Source organism: Pseudomonas sp. G1002, assembly GCF_013385455.1.
Lineage (GTDB): Bacteria > Pseudomonadota > Gammaproteobacteria > Pseudomonadales > Pseudomonadaceae > Aquipseudomonas.
Genome location: NZ_JACAPY010000006.1, coordinates 1 through 18,168 on the forward strand (window position 1 = coordinate 1; position 18,168 = coordinate 18,168).

Annotated in this window: 18 protein-coding genes; 4 read left to right on the plus strand and 14 right to left on the minus strand. The window is 59.7% G+C overall.

Features of this window, described 5'->3' with window-relative positions; translation table 11 throughout:
- Nucleotides 1-190: 190 nt before the first annotated feature.
- The 9 genes from msrQ to mrcB all read right to left on the minus strand — a co-directional run bounded on the left by msrQ (nt 191) and on the right by mrcB (nt 10,017).
- Nucleotides 191-811, minus strand: coding sequence for a protein-methionine-sulfoxide reductase heme-binding subunit MsrQ (msrQ, locus tag HX801_RS02750; protein WP_177021513.1), 621 nt, complete (start codon nt 809-811; stop codon nt 191-193).
- Nucleotides 811-1,824, minus strand: a complete 1,014-nt coding sequence (msrP, locus tag HX801_RS02755; RefSeq protein WP_003212121.1) for a protein-methionine-sulfoxide reductase catalytic subunit MsrP — start codon at nt 1,822-1,824, stop codon at nt 811-813. Before msrP ends, msrQ begins: the two co-directional genes overlap by 1 nt.
- Nucleotides 1,825-1,887: 63 nt before the next feature.
- A complete protein-coding gene (gene pssA / locus HX801_RS02760) occupies nt 1,888-2,745 on the minus strand; it encodes a CDP-diacylglycerol--serine O-phosphatidyltransferase (RefSeq protein ID WP_003212123.1) in 858 nt (285 codons plus the stop codon).
- A 144-nt stretch (nt 2,746-2,889) separates the two neighbouring features.
- Nucleotides 2,890-3,906 carry a ketol-acid reductoisomerase gene (gene ilvC / locus HX801_RS02765; RefSeq protein ID WP_003212125.1) on the minus strand — a complete coding sequence of 339 codons (1,017 nt, stop codon included), beginning with the start codon at nt 3,904-3,906 and terminating at the stop codon, nt 2,890-2,892.
- A 50-nt stretch (nt 3,907-3,956) separates the two neighbouring features.
- The gene (gene ilvN / locus HX801_RS02770) at nt 3,957-4,448 is read right to left on the minus strand and encodes an acetolactate synthase small subunit (RefSeq protein WP_003176102.1); all 492 of its coding nucleotides are present in this window, start codon (nt 4,446-4,448) and stop codon (nt 3,957-3,959) included.
- A gap of 2 nt (nt 4,449-4,450) precedes the next feature.
- Nucleotides 4,451-6,175 (minus strand): acetolactate synthase 3 large subunit, encoded by a 1,725-nt coding sequence (locus HX801_RS02775; RefSeq protein ID WP_008436892.1) that lies wholly within the window; start codon nt 6,173-6,175, stop codon nt 4,451-4,453.
- Nucleotides 6,176-6,606: 431 nt separating this feature from the next.
- A complete protein-coding gene (locus HX801_RS02780) occupies nt 6,607-6,936 on the minus strand; it encodes a YqcC family protein (protein WP_003212129.1) in 330 nt (109 codons plus the stop codon).
- A complete protein-coding gene (locus HX801_RS02785) occupies nt 6,936-7,676 on the minus strand; it encodes a M48 family metallopeptidase (protein ID WP_177021514.1) in 741 nt (246 codons plus the stop codon). Before HX801_RS02785 ends, HX801_RS02780 begins: the two co-directional genes overlap by 1 nt.
- A gap of 16 nt (nt 7,677-7,692) precedes the next feature.
- Nucleotides 7,693-10,017, minus strand: coding sequence for a penicillin-binding protein 1B (gene mrcB / locus HX801_RS02790; RefSeq protein ID WP_177021515.1), 2,325 nt, complete (start codon nt 10,015-10,017; stop codon nt 7,693-7,695).
- Between the two features lie 118 nt (nt 10,018-10,135).
- Between mrcB and HX801_RS02795 the strand changes: the two genes are divergently transcribed.
- The 3 genes from HX801_RS02795 to HX801_RS02805 all read left to right on the plus strand — a co-directional run bounded on the left by HX801_RS02795 (nt 10,136) and on the right by HX801_RS02805 (nt 12,602).
- Complete coding sequence (locus HX801_RS02795; protein WP_003212136.1) at nt 10,136-11,692, plus strand: bifunctional aminoglycoside phosphotransferase/ATP-binding protein; 1,557 nt, start codon at nt 10,136-10,138, stop codon at nt 11,690-11,692.
- Between the two features lie 94 nt (nt 11,693-11,786).
- Nucleotides 11,787-12,131: a pentapeptide repeat-containing protein gene (locus tag HX801_RS02800; protein WP_008436884.1), complete on the plus strand. Its 345-nt coding sequence runs from the start codon at nt 11,787-11,789 to the stop codon at nt 12,129-12,131.
- 198 nt (nt 12,132-12,329) lie between these two features.
- Nucleotides 12,330-12,602, plus strand: a complete 273-nt coding sequence (locus tag HX801_RS02805; RefSeq protein WP_003212140.1) for a TfoX/Sxy family protein — start codon at nt 12,330-12,332, stop codon at nt 12,600-12,602.
- A 249-nt stretch (nt 12,603-12,851) separates the two neighbouring features.
- On the opposite strand, the gene HX801_RS02810 is transcribed toward HX801_RS02805, so the two are convergent.
- Genes HX801_RS02810 through HX801_RS02820 form a run of 3 tightly spaced genes read right to left on the minus strand, consistent with a single transcriptional unit; the run spans nt 12,852 to nt 15,531 of the window.
- Nucleotides 12,852-13,619, minus strand: coding sequence for a heme ABC transporter ATP-binding protein (locus tag HX801_RS02810; RefSeq protein WP_177021516.1), 768 nt, complete (start codon nt 13,617-13,619; stop codon nt 12,852-12,854).
- Nucleotides 13,619-14,656 (minus strand): iron ABC transporter permease, encoded by a 1,038-nt coding sequence (locus tag HX801_RS02815; RefSeq protein ID WP_003212144.1) that lies wholly within the window; start codon nt 14,654-14,656, stop codon nt 13,619-13,621. The genes HX801_RS02810 and HX801_RS02815 overlap by 1 nt, the downstream gene beginning before the upstream one ends.
- Nucleotides 14,653-15,531, minus strand: a complete 879-nt coding sequence (locus tag HX801_RS02820; RefSeq protein WP_177021517.1) for a hemin ABC transporter substrate-binding protein — start codon at nt 15,529-15,531, stop codon at nt 14,653-14,655. The genes HX801_RS02815 and HX801_RS02820 overlap by 4 nt, the downstream gene beginning before the upstream one ends.
- A 207-nt stretch (nt 15,532-15,738) precedes the next feature.
- On the opposite strand from HX801_RS02820, the gene HX801_RS02825 reads away from it, so the two are divergent.
- Entirely contained in the window at nt 15,739-16,056 is a 318-nt protein-coding gene (locus tag HX801_RS02825; protein WP_003212149.1) for a Rieske (2Fe-2S) protein, read from the plus strand.
- On the opposite strand, the gene sfsA is transcribed toward HX801_RS02825, so the two are convergent.
- Nucleotides 16,053-16,766 carry a DNA/RNA nuclease SfsA gene (gene sfsA / locus HX801_RS02830; RefSeq protein WP_177021518.1) on the minus strand — a complete coding sequence of 238 codons (714 nt, stop codon included), beginning with the start codon at nt 16,764-16,766 and terminating at the stop codon, nt 16,053-16,055. The genes HX801_RS02825 and sfsA overlap by 4 nt on opposite strands.
- Nucleotides 16,766-17,938 (minus strand): pyridoxal phosphate-dependent aminotransferase, encoded by a 1,173-nt coding sequence (locus HX801_RS02835; RefSeq protein WP_177021519.1) that lies wholly within the window; start codon nt 17,936-17,938, stop codon nt 16,766-16,768. The genes sfsA and HX801_RS02835 overlap by 1 nt, the downstream gene beginning before the upstream one ends.
- Between the last annotated feature and the right edge of the window lie 230 nt (nt 17,939-18,168).

The following is an 18,168-nucleotide window of genomic DNA, read 5'->3' on the forward strand; positions in this document are numbered from 1 at the left end:
CGCCCCAGGAAATCGAAACGTTAATAGGGCCAAACAACACCGCCTTACTAACTCCTTCTGGGCTTCGATGACCTGAGGCAACTCGCTGTCGAAACCTACATAACTCTTTGTTTGCCAAGGAGTTTTCCGTTTCGACTGCGCCGGAAGTGGGGCGAATTATAGACTTCCAGAATCTGCCGTCAAGGGTTAATTACGCTTTTGTTGCAGAAGATGGTTTTTTAGCAATAAGACGGGGAATTCGGCGCGTCACCGGTGGTATACGCAGGACCAGAAGCAGCGCCCCTATAGATGCATAGATAGCCCACTCCTTGAGATCTGCCCGCACGATCCACAGCATATGCAGCAAACCAAGCCCGAGAATCACGTAAACCAAACGATGCAGTTTCTTCCAGCGCACACCAAGGCGACGCTGGCTGTATCGGTTGGAGGTGACTGCCAGCACCAATAGAGAAAGGAATCCCAAGGTACCCACAATAATGTAAGGCCGCTTCCGTAGCTCAACCCCCAACTGCGACCAATCCAACCCAAGGATAAACACGCAGTAAGCAGCGAGATGCAAAACCACATAGGCAAAGCACCACAATCCCAGTTGCCGTCGCACGGCGATCCACCCCGCCCAACCACTGAGCTTCTGCAACGGTGTCATACCCAGGGTTATTAACAACAGAATCAAGGTGCCAAGCCCGAGCCGATCCATCAGCACCTTGCCCGGGTCAGGTCCCAGCGCAAAGCTCCAGGCCTCGTACAGCCAGAACAGCGGCCACACCGCCGCTGCTATAAAGACGCCGATGCGCCAGATCGGATAGCGCATCAATAGTTCTTCCGCAGATCGAGGCCCGTATAAAGAGAAGCGACTTCATCGGCGTAGCCGTTGAACATTTGTGTCTCACGCACATTGGGACTGAACAGCCCGCTGGGCAACCGCCGCTCCCGCGCCTGGGTCCAACGCGGATGGTCGACGGTAGGATTCACATTTGCGTAGAACCCATACTCACTCGCGGCAATACTTTGCCAGGTGGTTTTCGGCTGCTCGCTGACCAGGCTGATGCGCACGATCGACTTGACGCTCTTGAATCCGTACTTCCACGGCACCACCAACCGCAACGGCGCGCCGTTCTGGTTCGGCAGCTCCCGCCCATACATGCCCACCGCAAGGATCGCCAGGGGATTCATCGCCTCATCCAATCGCAGCCCTTCTACATAAGGCCAGTCGATCAAGGCGAAGTTGGACCGCTGCCCCGGCATGCTCTTGGGGTCCTGCAGGGTTTCAAAACGAATGTACTTGGCGTTCGAGGTCGGCTCGACGTGCTTGAGCAGTTCCGATATAGGGAACCCTATCCACGGAATGACCATCGACCAGGCCTCTACACAGCGCAGTCGATAGATTCGCTCTTCCAACTGATAGGGCTTCATGAAGTCTTCAAGCGCATAGCGCCCAGGTTTGGCGACCTCACCATCTATCACCACACTCCACGGCTCAGTCTTCAGAGACCCGGCATTGGCTGCAGGGTCGCCCTTATCCGTACCGAACTCATAGAAGTTGTTGTAGTGGGTTGCGTCCTTGAAAGGGGTGATGGCCTCGTCCTTGACGGTAATCGCCTGCCATTTGGTACCCGGGAGCTTTTCGGCAAACCAGCCAGGTGCATTGCCCGGCTCGACATCGGCATAACGTGCCGCATCATCCGCACTGGCCCAACGCGGCAGGCTGCTGGCAGCCAGGCCGGCAAGCGCACCACCGAGCAAGCTGCGGCGAGAGAAATAGAGGGATTCAGGCGTGACATCCGATTCTTGGCAATCAGACGCTTTGGGAAACTTGATTAACATGGCAACTCCGCAGCTTTGGAGGACAGATGCACCAATAGACTGCGGAGTATGGGGGAAATTACATTAAGGCAACGTTTTGCGCTGACGAAGATGCAGAAGGTACTGCACCGGGCCGGACGCGGCATACACAAGGAAAGCCAGCAGCAGGATTCGCGGCGGATCACTGAAGACCACGGCAAACACCAGCACCACTGCCAGGATAGCCACAAACGGCACACGCCCTTTGAGATCCAGCTCCTTGAAGCTGTTGTACTTGATATTGCTGACCATCAGCATGCCGGCCGCCGCAACCATCAAGGCCACCAGGAACGACATCTTGGAACCCTGGATACCGTAGTCGCTGAATGCCCAGACAATACCGGCTACCACACCCGCCGCAGCCGGACTGGCCAAGCCAATGAAGTAGCGCTTGTCGGCAGTCCCCACCTGGGTATTAAAGCGCGCCAGACGCAATGCCGCGCCCGCCACATAGATGAAGGCAACCATCCAGCCAACCTTGCCCATATCACCCAGCGCCCAGGCAAATGCGAGCAACGCCGGCGCCACACCGAAGGCAACCATGTCCGACAGCGAGTCATACTCGGCGCCAAAGGCACTCTGGGTGTTGGTCATCCGCGCAACCCGGCCATCCAGGCCATCAAGGACCATGGCGACGAAGATCGCTATCGCGGCAAAACCAAAGTACTTGCTGGCCCCGGCCGCATCGCCGGCCGCCAACGCACTCTGGGCACTCATGGAATTGATGATGGAGTAGAACCCCGCGAACAGGTTCGCAGTGGTGAACAGATTGGGCAGAAGATAGATGCCACGATGCCGGACTTTACGGCCTTCAGCATCGTGCCCTTCTTCGACATGTTCATCGATCGGTAGCAGGCTTTCGGCGTCAGAGGCCTGGTTTGGCTCTTCGGGACGTTCGCTCATGGACTTTACCTTGCAACGGTGTGAAAAATTTCGACAGAAACTTGCGGCGAGTGTTCGCCCGCAAACGATGCAGCTTTATACCAGAACCTGCCCCGCAAACGAAAAAACGCGGCCTAAGCCGCGTTTTCCCTTGATCCGTACGACTTAGTTTTTGGCTTTGTCGACGATCTTGTTGGCACCGATCCACGGCATCATGGAGCGCAGTTGCTCGCCGATGATCTCGATACCGTGAGCGGCGTTGTTACGACGCTTGGCGGTCATCGAAGGGTAGCCGGTTGCACCTTCGCTGATGAACATTTTGGCGTATTCGCCGTCCTGAATACGTTTCAGGGCGTTGCGCATGGCCTGACGGGACTCGGCGTTGATCACTTCCGGGCCAGTCACGTACTCGCCGTATTCGGCGTTGTTGGAGATCGAGTAGTTCATGTTGGCGATACCGCCTTCGTACATGAGGTCAACGATCAGCTTCAGTTCGTGCAGGCATTCGAAGTAGGCCATTTCTGGCGCGTAGCCAGCTTCAACCAGGGTTTCGAAACCGGCCTTGACCAGTTCAACGGTACCGCCACACAGAACGGCTTGTTCGCCGAACAGGTCGGTTTCAGTCTCGTCCTTGAAGGTGGTTTCGATGATGCCGGTACGACCGCCACCCACGCCAGCAGCGTAGGACAGTGCAACGTTCTTGGCGTTGCCCGAGGCGTCCTGGTAGATCGCGATCAGGTCAGGGATACCGCCGCCTTTGACGAACTCGGAGCGCACGGTGTGGCCCGGTGCTTTCGGCGCGATCATGATCACGTCGAGGTCGGCGCGCGGCACAACCTGGTTGTAGTGGATCGCGAAGCCGTGGGAGAAGGCCAGGGTGGCGCCCTTCTTGATGTTCGGCTCGATTTCGTTCTTGTACAGCGCGGACTGGAACTCGTCCGGGGTCAGGATCATGACCAGGTCGGCAGCAGCAACAGCAGAAGCAACGTCAGTCACTTTCAGGCCGTGGGCCTCAGCCTTGGCAACAGTGGCCGAGCCTTTGCGCAGGCCAACGGTCACGTCAACGCCGGAATCTTTCAGGTTGCACGCTTGAGCGTGGCCCTGGGAACCGTAGCCGATGATGGCGACTTTTTTGCCCTGGATGATCGACAGGTCACAATCTTTATCGTAATAAACTTTCATGAGGTTCCTCTATATATCCAGGCCGTTTAAGGCCATTCGCTAAATTTGAGTTAGATGCTGAGTACTTTGTCGCCACGAGCAATCCCGGTGACGCCACTGCGTACAGTTTCCAGAATCGAGGCCGTCCCGATCGACTGGATGAAGCTGTCCAGCTTGTCGCTTGTACCGGTCAGTTGAACGGTATAAACGCTGGCGCTCACATCGACGATCTGCCCGCGATAAATGTCGGTAGTGCGCTTGATCTCGGCCCGTTGTGCCCCCGTGGCCTTGACCTTGACCAGCATCAGCTCACGCTCGATGTGGGCACTCTCCGACAAGTCGACCAGCTTGACCACTTCGATCAGCTTGTTGAGGTTCTTGGTGATCTGCTCGATCACCTCATCATGGCCAACGGTGGTCAGCGTCAGACGCGACAAGGTCGGGTCTTCGGTCGGCGCCACCGTCAGGCTTTCGATGTTGTAGTTGCGTTGCGAAAACAGTCCGACCACACGTGACAGAGCGCCCGGTTCGTTCTCCAGAAGCAGGGAGATAATGTGCCGCATGATTAGGTACGCTCCGTCTTGTTCAGCCACATATCGCGCATGGAGCCGTCTTTGATCTGCATCGGGTAGACGTGCTCGCTGGTGTCGACCTGAATATCGAGGAACACCAGGCGGTCCTTCATGGCGAACGCCTCTTCCATCATCGGCTTCAAATCCTTCAGATCGGTGATGCGCATGCCGACATGGCCATAGGCTTCAACCAATTTGACGAAGTCAGGCAGAGACTCCATGTAGGAATGGGAGTGACGGCTGCCGTAGCTCATGTCCTGCCACTGGCGAACCATGCCCAGTACACCGTTGTTCAGGCAGACGATCTTCACCGGCAAGCCATATTGCAGGCAGGTCGACAGTTCCTGGATGTTCATCTGGATACTGCCTTCGCCGGTGACGCACGCAACGTCAGTATCCGGAAAGCTCAGCTTCACACCCATGGCCGCAGGGAAACCAAAGCCCATCGTGCCCAGGCCACCGGAGTTGATCCAGCGGTTAGGCTTGTCGAACTTGTAGTACTGCGCCGCGAACATCTGGTGCTGGCCCACATCGGAGGTCACAAAGGCATCGCCCTTGGTCACTTCGCACAGGGTTTCGATCACGGTCTGTGGCTTGATGACGCTGCCATCACCCTTGTCGTAAGGGAACAGGCCGCGATCACCGCGCCACTCGTCGATCTGCTTCCACCAGCTGGCAACGGAATCCTTGTTCGGGGCTTCGCCGATTTCCTTCAGCGCAGCGACCATTTCGGTCAGCACGCTTTCCACAGGACCAACGATAGGCACGTCGGCCTTGATGGTCTTGGAGATGGATGCCGGGTCGATATCGATGTGGATGATCTTGGCATTCGGGCAGAACTTGCTCGCGCCATTGATCACCCGGTCATCGAACCGCGCACCGACGGCGAGGATCACGTCAGCATGGTGCATGGCCAGGTTGGCGGTGTAGCTGCCGTGCATGCCGAGCATGCCGACGAACTGACGGTCCGAACCCGGGAACGCGCCAAGGCCCATCAAGGTGTTGGTGACTGGCAGGTTGAGCAGCTTGGCCAGTTCGGTCAGCGGTGCAGAACCGCCGCCCAGAATCACCCCACCACCCGAGTAGAGCACTGGACGCTTGGCCGCCAACAGCATTTCTGCCGCCTTGCGGATTTGCCCCGAGTGCCCGCGAACGGCCGGGCTGTAGGAACGCAGCTTGGCTTTCTTCGGGAAGATGTATTCGAATTTTTCCGCCGGGTTGGTCATGTCTTTCGGGATATCGACCACTACAGGACCCGGGCGACCGGACTGTGCGAGGTAGAACGCCTTCTTCATGACTTCCGGGATTTCCGAGGCATGCTTGATCATGAAGCTGTGTTTCACGATCGGCCGGGAAATACCGATCATGTCGGTTTCCTGGAATGCATCGGTACCGACCATGGTGCTCGCCACCTGGCCGGAAATGATCACCATCGGGATGGAGTCCATATAGGCCGTCGCGATGCCGGTAATGGCATTGGTCGCGCCAGGGCCGGAAGTCACCAGTACCACACCGGCTTTACCGGTGGCACGGGCGTAACCGTCAGCCATATGGGTAGCAGCTTGTTCGTGGCGAACCAGGATGTGGGTAACAGCCGGTTCCTTGAACAGTGCGTCGTAGACATGCAGCAGAGCACCACCTGGGTACCCGTAGATATAGTCGACGCCTTCGTCACGCAAAAAGCGGACGAGCATCTCACCGCCAGATAAAAGCTCCACGTTGTTCACCTCTAAAACGCCAGAATACCGTCCGTTAAAAACCGACGGGTCTTAATAGGTTTACTTCTCAGCAGAGCATGAGCGACGGTGGTCGCCGACTACGTCAGCACTGACTGAGCAAGTATTGGGAGCGTCCCAAGTGTTGCGGGATTTTCCCACCCAGCGCGAGGTAACGCGTTGCGGGTGTAACAGGTCGGCGCGGGTATGCGCCTCATGATCTGCTGAGTGGGTCTGCTTCTGGCAGTCCCTCTACAGCGGACTTTGGATTCTTCTGTTTCAGCCCCTCCAAGTCAAGCAATAATTGCGCTTTTTTCCAACTAAGCGCATGAGAACGTAGAAGAAAGGGGCTTGAGGAGGGATAAAACTCGCCTGAATGGCGCAAAGCGGTAGAAATATGCGCAAGACTGCCGGAAAAACCGGCAGCCAGGCAATTAACGAGCGTCGACGATCAGTTGATCGAACTTTTTCAGCGCAGTCCGCAGGCCAAGGCTCTCAAGTGGCCGATCGGCGTAAACCATCTCGGCCATCTCCAGAATTCCAGACGCATTGGGCAATGGCAGGTCCTGTTCGAGGATTTGCTTCATCCGTGTCAGGAAAATCCATTGCAGCCACTGGTGAAAGTCCAGTGTGTCGACGGAAAACGGCTCAACACTGCTCAAGGCTTCAGCACTGGGGGACACTTCGTCCCACCAGCCCTGCAAGCGCAGTTCGCGCTCGATCAACAACAACTGTTCGGCAATCGCCGGAAAGCGTGCATCCATCAGAGGCTTACCTTGGCTTTTTGCCGAGCCTGAGCGGCGCCGGCAGCATCGCCTTGCTTCTCGCGGGCATCACCGATCAAGTTCCACAGGCTGGCCTGCAGGTCTGGACGGCCATTGGCCAGGGTCAGGCCGCGACGGGCAAATTGTTCAGCTTGCGGGGCATCGCCCTGGGCCATGCGAACCTGAGCCAGGCGGTATAGCACTTGCGGTTCACGCGGTGCCACGCGCTGGGCGCGCTCAAGGCTCGACGATGCGCCGTTCAGATCGCCGCCCGACTGCTGCTGTTGGGCAGTGGTGAGCAACGCCAGCACCGGGCCATCCAACTGCTCATCGGCTGACAGGCCGCCGGCACTGCTGGCGGAAGGAATTCCACTCGGCGTCGACGGCATGTTGTAGGTGCCCTGGTTGATCGGTGCCGTTTGAATCGGCGTGGCGTCGATCGGGCCCGATGTACTTGGGCCTGGGGTCCACGGCTGAGTACTGATCGGAGCCGAGGTGGCAGCGCCGCCACCCGGGATCATCACCACTACACCAGAGTCCTGAGGCACGGCTTGCGCCTGGGGCCGGGCCTGGGCAGGGCGGTTGGTAACGGTTTGGCGGAAGCCGCCGTTGGCCGAGATCCGGTCGTTGTTGGACACCGTTGTACTGGAGTCCACCACCGGAATAGAGCCCCGCTCCACGCTGGCGCAACCACCGAGCAATGCCAAAACTGTAATAGCTGGAATCAACAACTTGTTCACGTGAAACCCTCTTTGCTTAATTCATCCAGCCCTTGACCCAATCCATCACCGATTCAGCACTGGCGGGCGCACTGGCTCCGCACGCTGCACCGGGTGGTGGCTCGCTGCCGCGAATATACGGCATCTGCACCGCGCCCGGACAGTTGGCATCGGAACCCTGGCCGGTGTGCGGATCGATCCAGGCCTGGACGATATTGTCCGGCTGCGGCATGTTCAGCGGCAGTGGATCGGCCTTTTTCATGAAACTGGTCCATACCTGCAACGCGCCGGTGGCACCGGTAAACGGCGTCTTGCCGTTGTCATCACGCCCCAGCCAAACCACTGCCAGCAGGTCCTGGCTGAACCCTGCGAACCAGCTGTCCCGCGAATCGTTACTGGTACCGCTCTTGCCAGCCAGTGTCAGGTTGGCCGGCAGCACGTTGTAGGCCGAGCGCCCGGTACCTTCGCGCATCACGCGCTGCATGGCGTTCTGGATCAGGTAGATCGAGGCCGGGTCAAAGCGTTGCTGAATCTGGAACGGATAGCGCTTGAGCGGTTCGCCTTCGGCCGTCAACACGCTCCGGATCCCACGCATCGGCGTATTGAAACCACCGTTGGCCAGGGTCTGGTACATGGTCGCCACTTCCATCGGACTCATCGCGCCCGCACCCAACAGCATCGATGGGAACGCCGGGAACTCACGAGTGATGCCCAACCGGCCGAGCGTCTTGAGCACGTTCGGCACGCCCAGTTCAAGGCCGAGGCGGGAAGTCGAGATGTTGTAGGAATGCGCCAAGCCCTGGTACAGGAAAATCGTACCGTGGGAGCGACGATCAAAGTTATGCGGCGTCCACATCTGGCCATCAGCCCCTTTGACCGACAGCGGGTCATCGGACAGCCAACTGGTCAGCGTGTACTTGCTCGGTTTTTCCAGCGCGGTCAGGTACACCGCCGGCTTGACCAGCGAGCCAATCGGCCGCACCGCGTCCAGCGCCCGGTTGAACCCGGCAAAGCTGGCCTGGCGACTGCCGATCATGGCCTGGACTTCGCCGGTTTCCGGGTTGGTCACCACCATCGCAGCCTCGACGTCGTCAGAGCCTTTACGACCTGTCAGGCGTTTGAAGGTGTCATTGACCGACGCTTCGGCCTTCATCTGCAGGATCGGGTCGAAACTGGTGAAGATCCGCAGGCCTTCTTCGGTCAAGTCTTCGTCGCGGTAGTCTTCACGCAGTTGGCGTTTGACCAGGTCGATAAAGCCCGGGAAGGAGCTGTCGGCGAGCTTGCCGCGGGTGGTTACACCCAGTGGCATTTTCTTCGCGGCGGCCACTTGTTCAGGGGTGGCGACACCTTGCTGCTCAAGTACATCCAGCACCAGGTTACGGCGCTCCAGCGCCCGCTCCGGGTTGCGACGCGGGTTGTAGTAGGACGGCCCCTTGACCATGCCCACCAGCAGCGCCACCTGGTGCAACTTCAGCTCGGACAACGGCTGGCCGAAGAAGAACTGGCTGGCCAGACCAAAACCGTGGACGGCACGCTGACCGTCCTGGCCAACGAACACTTCATTGAGGTACGCCTCAAGAATTTCCTGCTTGCTGTAGTGCAGCTCCAGCAGCATCGCCATCATGGCTTCGGTCAGCTTGCGGGTCAGGCTGCGCTCGTTGGTCAGGTAGAAGTTCTTGACCAATTGCTGCGTCAGCGTACTGCCGCCCTGGGTCATCTTGCCGCCGGAGGTGTTGACCCAGAGGGCGCGCGCGATGGACTTCGGTGATACGCCCCAGTGGCTGTAGAAATCCCGGTCTTCGACGGCGATCAGGGTATCCAGCAGGTAAGGCGGCACCTGATCGATCTTGATCAGGATGCGGTCTTCCAGGTTTTTCGGATAAATCCCACCGATCATTAAGGGTTCCAGGCGCACCACCGGCAACTTCGAGCCGTTGAGCGAGGACAGTTCGGCTACGTAGTCGCCAGAGAAACGCACGCGCACCGGCTGGGGTTTTTCCAGGCCTTCATAGAACTGGAAGCCGCGGGTGTTCAGGTCAACCGTGTTGCCGCTGACGGCAGCGGCGCCGGGGCCATTGCTCACGGGTTCGCGGCGATAGCCCAGGGCATCGAGCTCGGTGAGGAAGTCATCCTTGCTCAGCTTCTGGCCGCTGAACAGTTCCAGCGGGCGCGCGTAGACCTTGGCCGGAATGGTCCAGCGCTTGCCGGAGAACTTCTCCTGGACCACGGCATCGAGGTAAACCGCGAAGCCGGCGATCACGACAAGCCCTACCAGGCTGAGCTTAAGCACCCAGCCCAGCCAAGGGCGCAGGCCGCGGGAAGGAGGTTTTTTACGGGAACGGGGAGATCGGGTACGAGTCATGGCGGCGGATTATACGCACTTTATTGATGACCAACATGAGCCGGACAGCGGTTTGCACGACCGCCTGTAGGAGCCATAATGCCCGCCATGAATTTTCCCAGACTCTGAAGGATCGCCCGTGAGCCAGTCCCTGATTGCTGCCCTGCAAAACCCGGCCCTGTTTCCCCATCCGGTGGATCAGTTCCAAGTCATCGAGACCCATATTTCCTGGGTCCTGCTCACTGGGCCCTATGCTTACAAGATGAAGAAGCCGGTGAATTTCGGTTTCCTCGATTTCACCACCCTGCAAGCCCGCGGCCACTTCTGCAATGAAGAGCTGCGCCTCAACCAGCGCCTGACCGATGATTTGTATCTTGAAGTGTTGCCGATCACCGGCAGCGCCGAGGCACCGCAGTTGGGCGGCGACGGTCCGGTGGTCGACTACATGCTGAAAATGCGCCAGTTCCCGCAAAGCCAACTGCTCAGCACTCTGCAGGCCAACGGCGAACTGACCAGCGCGCACATCGACGAAATGGCCAGGCAGATCGCGCATTTTCACCTGAATGCCCCGAAAGTGCCGGCCACTAACTCTGCTGGCACGCCGCACGATGTCATGGCACCGGTGCTGCAGAACTTCGAGCAGATCCGTCCGTTCCTCAGCGACAAGGCCGACCTGGCACAACTGGACGCCTTGCAGGCCTGGGCCGAAAGCAGCTTCGAGCGCCTCAAGCCACTGTTCGAACAACGCAAGCTCAATGGCTTCACCCGTGAATGCCACGGTGATATCCACCTGGGCAACGCCACGATGATTGATGGCCACGTGGTCATCTTCGACTGCATCGAGTTCAACGAGCCGTTCCGCTTCACCGACGTGTATGCCGACACCGGCTTTTTGGCGATGGACCTGGAAGACCGCGGCCTCAAGAGCCTGGCACGACGCTTCATCAGCCAGTACCTGGAGCTGACCGGCGACTATCAAGGCCTGGAAGTACTGAACTTCTATAAAGCCTACCGCGCCCTGGTACGCGCGAAGATCGCGCTGTTCAGCATGCCTTCCGAGGCGGATGCGGTGCAGCGCGCTACCACCCTGCGCCAGTACCGCAACTACGCCAACCTGGCAGAAAGCTACAGCACCATCCCATCGCGCTTCCTGGCCATCACCCATGGCGTATCGGCCGTTGGCAAAAGCCATGTATCCATGCGCCTCGTAGAAGCATTGGGGGCGATTCGCCTGCGTTCGGACGTAGAGCGCAAGCGCCTGTTCGGCGAGCAGAAGGTCGAGAACACGCCGCAGGCCGGGATCTACGCCGCAGACGCCAGCGCCGCGACCTACGCGCGCCTGAACGAAATCGCCGACACCGTACTGCGCGCCGGTTTCCCGGTGGTATTGGACGCGACCTTCCTCAAGCGAGAACAACGCGACGCGGCGGCCAAGATCGCCGAGGCCACCGGCGCGCCATTCCTGATCCTTGACTGCAATGCGCCACAGGCGGTAATCGCCGCTTGGCTGGCACAACGTCAGGCGGACAAGAACGACCCTTCCGACGCCACCCTGGCCATCATCGAAGAACAGCAGGCCACCCGTGACCCGCTCAGCGCCGAGGAGTTGCTGCTCAGCAAGCGCGTGGAGACCAATGAAAGCGGGACCCTGGACGCATTGGTGGCACATATTCGCCAGCGCCTGCCGGGACTGTAAGAAATATTTCTTGGTCGTGCAGCCTTCAGGGGCTCACGGCCGAGAAATAGTGGCACTATAATGGCGCCATAATTCCAACACGGGAGTCGCCATTGTGAGCCAGCCGAAGCTACTTGATACCCCGCTGTACGCGCTTCTGCATAAAGATGATATCCGCGGCTTCAACCAGGAGCGTCCGAAAGACGGCACCATCGATATGCGCGGTGGCGACTTTCGCGGCCTGGACCTGCGCGACCTGAATGCCGAGGGCGTGGATTTCACCGACGCTTATTTCCGCTCCGCCGACTTGCGCGGCCTGGATTTGCGTGACTGCCCACTGGAAGGGGCGAGCCTGGCGCATGCCCAGATCTCCGGCACTTATTTCCCCCCTGAGTTAAGCGCCGATGAGATCCTGATGTCCGTCAATTTCGGCACACGCCTGCGCTACCGCACACGCTAAACCGCTGCATCGGCTCCCGGCTACGCACAAGGTACCGGGGGCTTCACCCTTTCCTACTCTAACCCCCCCGCCTGCCTTAGAAGCTTTTAGGTCGTTGCCGACCAAAGAACTACGCTTTTCCTACTGAGCGCTACACTCCTTTCAGGCTTGCCTGGTCACGATACCCACCGAACCATTCGGCCGTCGCAAGGAGGCTTGATGAATGATGAGCTGCAACACCTGAAAAACCTTGGCAAGACGTCGGCGCAATGGCTGCATGCGGTGGGCATCCACAGTGCGTCCGACCTACGCCGCCTGGGGGCAGTCGACGCGTACCGTGCCGTACGCACCCGCGGTTTCAGGGCATCCAAAGTGTTGTTGTATGCCATTGAAGGCGCGCTGATGGATGTGCACTGGAATGACATTCCCGTTGAACGCAAGGAAGCTTTAAATCGTCAGCTGGACGCTCTGACGGCACGCCAAAAGAATTGAGATGCCAACTTGCACCCGCGTTTACGGGGATTCCAAACAGAAGTTTGAGGAAATTCGCAGAGGCCGCAAAAACAAATGTTGACTCTCAAATGAGAATCGTTATGATTATCACAACTGGTCGCGAGATCAGCCGATAACTGAAAGACCATTGGTTCGGACTCTCAGATTATCTCCTCATCAGGCTAATCACGGTTATTTGACCCGGCTCTTGCCGGGTCTTTTTTTGCCCATAAAAAACTGCGGCGATTTTCAGCGGGCAATGATCAACGGATGACCGCGCTCCGGGTGCGGCTGCACCAACACATCCAGCCCGAATACCGCCTTCAGCGGCTCAGGCCGCAACACCTGTGCCGGTGTGTCCAACGCATGGGGCCGGCCATCCTCCAGTAACAGGATGCGATCACAGTAGCGCGCCGCCAGGTTCAGGTCGTGAAGGATCACCAGCACCGCCGCGCCACGGTCGGCAAAGCGCCGGATCGCCTGCAAGGTGGTGTGCTGGTGCAGCGGGTCAAGCATTGACGTCGGCTCATCCAGCAACAAGGTCTGCCCCGCTTCACCCGGCCATAGCTGCGCCAGCACCCGTGCGAGGTGCACACGCTGCCGCTCGCCGCCCGACAACGCCAGATAGCTGCGCCCGCTCAAATGGCTAACGTCGGCAGCCTGCAAGGCAGCATTGATGATTTCATCGTCACGCACCCGGCCCGTCTGATGAGGCAAGCGCCCCATGCCTACCACCTCTTCGACGCGAAAGGCAAAGTCCAGGGTCGAGGTCTGCGGCAACACCGCCAGCCGCTGGGCACGCTGCGCTCCGCCCCAGTCCTTCAACTCACGCTGATCCAGCCATACACGGCCTTGGTCGGGCTGCAACTCGCCGCATAACGCACCGAGCAATGTACTTTTTCCCGCACCGTTGGGGCCCAATACGCCGAGCACTTCTCCTGGCAGCAGGTCCAGGGTGATGTCCGCCAGCACAGTTTTGCGCCCACGGCGGATCTGCAGGTCTTCTACTCGCAGCATCAAGCGCGCCCTCGTAACAACAGGTAGAGGAAAAACGGCGCACCGATAAACGCGGTAACAATGCCGATCGGTAATTCCGCCGGCGCCAAGGCCAGGCGCGCCACCAGATCGGCAAACAACAGCAAACTCGCCCCCGCCAGCACCGAGGCTGGCAGCAGCACCCGATGATCCGGCCCTGCCAGCAGGCGTACCAGATGCGGCACCACCAGCCCGACAAAGCCAATCATCCCCGCAGCCGCCACGGCCGCGCCCACACCCAGCGCGGTGCAGAACACCAGTTCGCGCTTGAGGCCTTCAACATCAATGCCCAAGTGACTCGCTTCCGACTCACCCAGCAGGAGTGCATTCAGCGCCTTGGCCCGGCGCGGCAGCCACAGTGCTACGCCGGCGCTGACCAGCAGCAGCGGCCATAAGCGCGAGTAGCTGGCGCCATTCAGGCTGCCCAGGTTCCAGAACGTCAGGGTGCGCAAGGTAGCGTCATCTGCCAGGTAGGTGAACAGGCCCACCGCCGAACTGGCGAGCGCCGTCAGGGCGATACCCGCCAGCAACATGGTCGCGACGTTGGTTTGGCCGTTGCGCCGCCCCAGGCGATAGACCAGCGCTGTTACCCCCAAACCGCCGAGGAAGGCACACAACGACAGCAGATAAGGCCCGAGCGCATCCGGCAAACCGCCAAAAAACGAACCACCGACAATCGCAATCGCCGCGCCCAACGCCGCACCGCTGGAAACCCCGACCAACCCGGGATCAGCCAAGGGGTTGCGAAACAGCCCCTGCATTGCAACGCCGGAAAGCGCCAGAACCCCACCGACGGCCAATCCCAGCAACGTACGCGGCAGGCGAATCTGCCCGAGGATCAGCTCCGCCTGCTCCAGGCCTTGGGCCTCGATTGGCACACCCATCAAGCGTAAGGCTGCCCGCAGTGTGTCCATTAACGGCAGACTCACCGGCCCCAGGGCCAATGACAACCAGATCGCCAGTACACACAGCAGACTCAAGCCGATAAACAGGGTTCGCGGTTTAACCAGAGTGGTCATGGGGCGGTATTAGCCTGAGACGGATAGAACCCGGCAGACAGCTTCACCAGGCTTTGCGGCAAGCGCGGCCCAAGCCCACCCACCAGCAGCGTTGGGTCCAACTCATAGACGCGTCCATTCCTGGCCGCTGGCGTCGAAGCCAGGATCGGGTTTTCCTTGAACAACGCGGCGCGGGCCGCATCCCCGGTCAAAGCGCGATCGGCAAACACCAGCACCTCAGGATTGAGCCCCGCCAGCGACTCTACGGAAAACGGCTTGTAACCATCGTGGGTCGCCAGGTTATGGCCGCCGGCCTGCTGCAACATCCAGTCAGCCGCCGTGTCTTTGCCCGCAATCAGCGGTTTGCCGCCGGCATGTCCCAGCAGCAACAGCACTCCAGGCGCCTTTTGAGTGGCCTGGGCCTTGGCCACCCAGTTCTTTTGTTGGTCAAGTTGTTGCTGATAGTCACTGAACAGTTCTGCAGCCTTCGCTTCGTTACCCAGCAGCTTGCCCAAATGCTGAAGGTTGCCCTGCAGCGTCGGCAGATCCGGCTCGGCTGAAAACAGCTCCACTTTCACACCGGCATTGCGGATTTGCGCCAACACCGGTGGCGGCCCCATTTCCTCGGTGCCCACCAGGATTTGCGGGCGCAGGCTCAGAATGCCTTCCGCCGACAACTGACGCTGGTAACCAATGCTCGGCAACGCCTTGAGGGATTCCGGATGCTGGCTGGTGGTATCCACGCCCACCAGCTTTGACTCACCGCCTAGGGCCGTCACCCATTCCGACAACGCACCACCGGCGCTGACCCAGCGTTGTGGCAGTTCAGAGGCCTGGGCCCCAGCGTTGACCAGCAGTCCGACAACGAGCGCGATAGCACTGGCACTCAGGCGCATAAAAGGGTTTCCTTCCAAGGGGTGAGCCCGCTGAAACACTCGCAATGTGACAGATCAAGGCTGCCGGACATCGTACAGAGCGCCCAGTCAGCTTACGGGCGAAGCCGGCATTTGATAATTGTTTGCATTTGCACGTCAAGCACCGGGCTCTGCGGCAAAAACCAGGATAGCCTTGCAGCCCGCAAACGGCGGCACTTAAGGATCGATATGAAGTTTCTCTGCGCCTCCAGCGAACTCGCACCCAACGCCAGCCTCGGTTTCGATATCGACGGCCGCAAGCTGTTTGCCGTGCGCCGCGAAGGCATTGCCTACTTCTATATCAACCGCTGCCCACATCGCGGGGTGCCGCTGGAATGGCAGCCGCACCAGTTTCTCGACCCCAGCGCCAGCCTGATCCAGTGCGCCACCCATGGCGCGCTGTTCCTGATCGAAAGCGGTGAGTGCGTCGCCGGCCCTTGCGCCGGCCAGAGCCTGACAGCCCTGCCCGGCCGCGAGGACGAACAAGGCCTGTGGGTACAACTCTAGTCGCCGAGCAATACTTCCAGCCGGCGATCGACGCAGATTTCCTCTGACGTTACTCGCACGCCATAGGCCAGCACCTCGACGCCCGCCGCCTTGGCCTCACGCAACGCTGCCGCATAACCGGCATCAATTTCTTCGGCAGGACGCACCGCATCGATCCCCGAGAGGTTGACGCAGTACAACTGCACTGCCCGTACACCCTCACGCGCCAGATGCGCCAGCTCACGCAGATGCTTGGCACCGCGCTGGGTCACGGCATCGGGAAACGCCGCCGTCGAGGTCCCGTCAAACCCGAGGGTGACGCTTTTGACTTCGACATATGCCGCGCCCGCCGGGTAGTCCAGGCGGAAATCGATCCGGCTGTTTTCCTGGCCGTAGGCGACTTCGCGTTTCAAGGCGGTAAAGCCATTGAGCTCGGTGATACCCCCCGCGCGCAGCGCTTCTTCAACCAACTGATTGGCCCGCGCCGTGTTCACACACGCCAGGCGCCCTTGTGGGGTCTCGCTGATTTCCCAGGTGCCTGGCAGCTTGCGCTTGGGGTCATTGGAGCGGCTGAACCAGACCTGGCCACCTTCCACCATGCAGTTGAACATCGAGCCGGTGTTCGGGCAGTGAATGGTCAACAACTCGCCGGTAACGGTTTCGATATCGGCGAGAAAACGCTTGTAGCGGCGGATCAGCCGGCCTTCTTCAAGGGGAGGATTAAAGCGCATCAGCCTTGCCAACTCCGCAGGCCGCGGGCAATCCGTTCAACGGCTTGCTGTAGGCGATCAAGGTTTTGCGTGTAGGCAAAACGCACATGGTGACCGGCTTGATAACGGCCGAAATCCAGGCCCGGCGTGAACGCAACGTGCTCGGTTTCGAGGAAGTGCCGGCAGAACGCGAAGGCATCGCCGCCGAATGCGCTGATATCGGCATACAGGTAGAACGCGCCTTCCGGCTCCACGGCAATACCGAAACCCAACTCGCGCAGGGCTGGCAGCAGGAAATCGCGACGCCGGCCAAACTCGGCCCGGCGATCTTCAAGAATGTTCAATGTTTGCGGGGTGAAGCAGGCCAGGGCCGCATGCTGGGCCATGCTCGGCGCGCTGATGTAGAGATTCTGCGCCAGTTTCTCCAGCTCACCCACCGCAGCAGGCGGCGCCACCAGCCAGCCCAGGCGCCATCCGGTCATTCCGAAATACTTCGAAAAACTATTTAAGACGTAGGCTTCATCGTCGACTTCCAGCACGCTGGCGGCATCGGTGCCGTAGGTCAGGCCGTGGTAGATCTCATCCACCACCAAATGCCCATTGCGCGCCTTGATGGAGCTCGACAACCCCGCCAACTCGTCCCGCGTCAGGATGGTGCCGGTAGGGTTGGCAGGCGACGCGACCAACGCGCCCACGCTGTCCTGATCCCAATGGCGCGCCACCAGGTCGGCGGTCAGTTGATAACGTACCTCGGGGCCCACCGGGACCAGTTGGGCCGCGCCCTCCACCAGCCGCAGGAAGTGGCGGTTGCAGGGGTAGCCTGGGTCTGCCAGCAGCCAGTGCTTGCCGGGATCCACCAGCAGGCTGCTCGCCAGCAACAAGGCTCCCGAGCCGCCGGGTGTAATCAGGATTCGCTCGGGATCGATGCTCAACCCGTAGCGCTGCTGGTAGAAACCGCTGATGGCTTGCCGCAACTCCGGCAGCCCGCGGGCCGCGGTATAGCGGGTCTTGCCATTGGCCAGCGCCGCCTGCCCGGCTTTGATGATGGGCTCGGCGGTGGTGAAGTCCGGCTCGCCGATTTCCAGGTGAATCACGTCGTGACCGGCGGCCTGCAATTCATTGGCCCGCGCCAGCAACGCCATGACATGGAAAGGTTCGATAGCGCGGCTGCGCGCACTGTAGGGCTGAGCCATTAGCCTTCCTTAACTCTGAGGACAAACCCCGATTCTACCCAACCCGCCGCGCAAAACCTGCTCTATTGCCCCAAGACATGTAGCAAGCACGGCAAGCAACTACCTGCAAAACAGCTAAAATCAACATTCGAGACCGTACAAGCCCGCCCTGCTGGGGCCTGCGGCGGTTTGCAAGCCTCAGGAGACGGTGCCTCGACAACCGGGAGTGGCGCACCCCGAATCTATCTGGT

Coding starts and splice junctions, on each gene's coding strand:
- msrQ (WP_177021513.1), bottom strand. CDS start 811: ATGCGCTATCCGATCTGGCGCATCGGCGTCTTTATAGCAGCGGCGGTG.
- msrP (WP_003212121.1), bottom strand. CDS start 1,824: ATGTTAATCAAGTTTCCCAAAGCGTCTGATTGCCAAGAATCGGATGTC.
- pssA (WP_003212123.1), bottom strand. CDS start 2,745: ATGAGCGAACGTCCCGAAGAGCCAAACCAGGCCTCTGACGCCGAAAGC.
- ilvC (WP_003212125.1), bottom strand. CDS start 3,906: ATGAAAGTTTATTACGATAAAGATTGTGACCTGTCGATCATCCAGGGC.
- ilvN (WP_003176102.1), bottom strand. CDS start 4,448: ATGCGGCACATTATCTCCCTGCTTCTGGAGAACGAACCGGGCGCTCTG.
- HX801_RS02780 (WP_003212129.1), bottom strand. CDS start 6,936: ATGGATGCACGCTTTCCGGCGATTGCCGAACAGTTGTTGTTGATCGAG.
- mrcB (WP_177021515.1), bottom strand. CDS start 10,017: ATGACTCGTACCCGATCTCCCCGTTCCCGTAAAAAACCTCCTTCCCGC.
- HX801_RS02805 (WP_003212140.1), top strand. CDS start 12,330: ATGAATGATGAGCTGCAACACCTGAAAAACCTTGGCAAGACGTCGGCG.
- HX801_RS02810 (WP_177021516.1), bottom strand. CDS start 13,619: ATGCTGCGAGTAGAAGACCTGCAGATCCGCCGTGGGCGCAAAACTGTG.
- HX801_RS02815 (WP_003212144.1), bottom strand. CDS start 14,656: ATGACCACTCTGGTTAAACCGCGAACCCTGTTTATCGGCTTGAGTCTG.
- HX801_RS02820 (WP_177021517.1), bottom strand. CDS start 15,531: ATGCGCCTGAGTGCCAGTGCTATCGCGCTCGTTGTCGGACTGCTGGTC.
- HX801_RS02825 (WP_003212149.1), top strand. CDS start 15,739: ATGAAGTTTCTCTGCGCCTCCAGCGAACTCGCACCCAACGCCAGCCTC.
- sfsA (WP_177021518.1), bottom strand. CDS start 16,766: ATGCGCTTTAATCCTCCCCTTGAAGAAGGCCGGCTGATCCGCCGCTAC.
- HX801_RS02835 (WP_177021519.1), bottom strand. CDS start 17,938: ATGGCTCAGCCCTACAGTGCGCGCAGCCGCGCTATCGAACCTTTCCAT.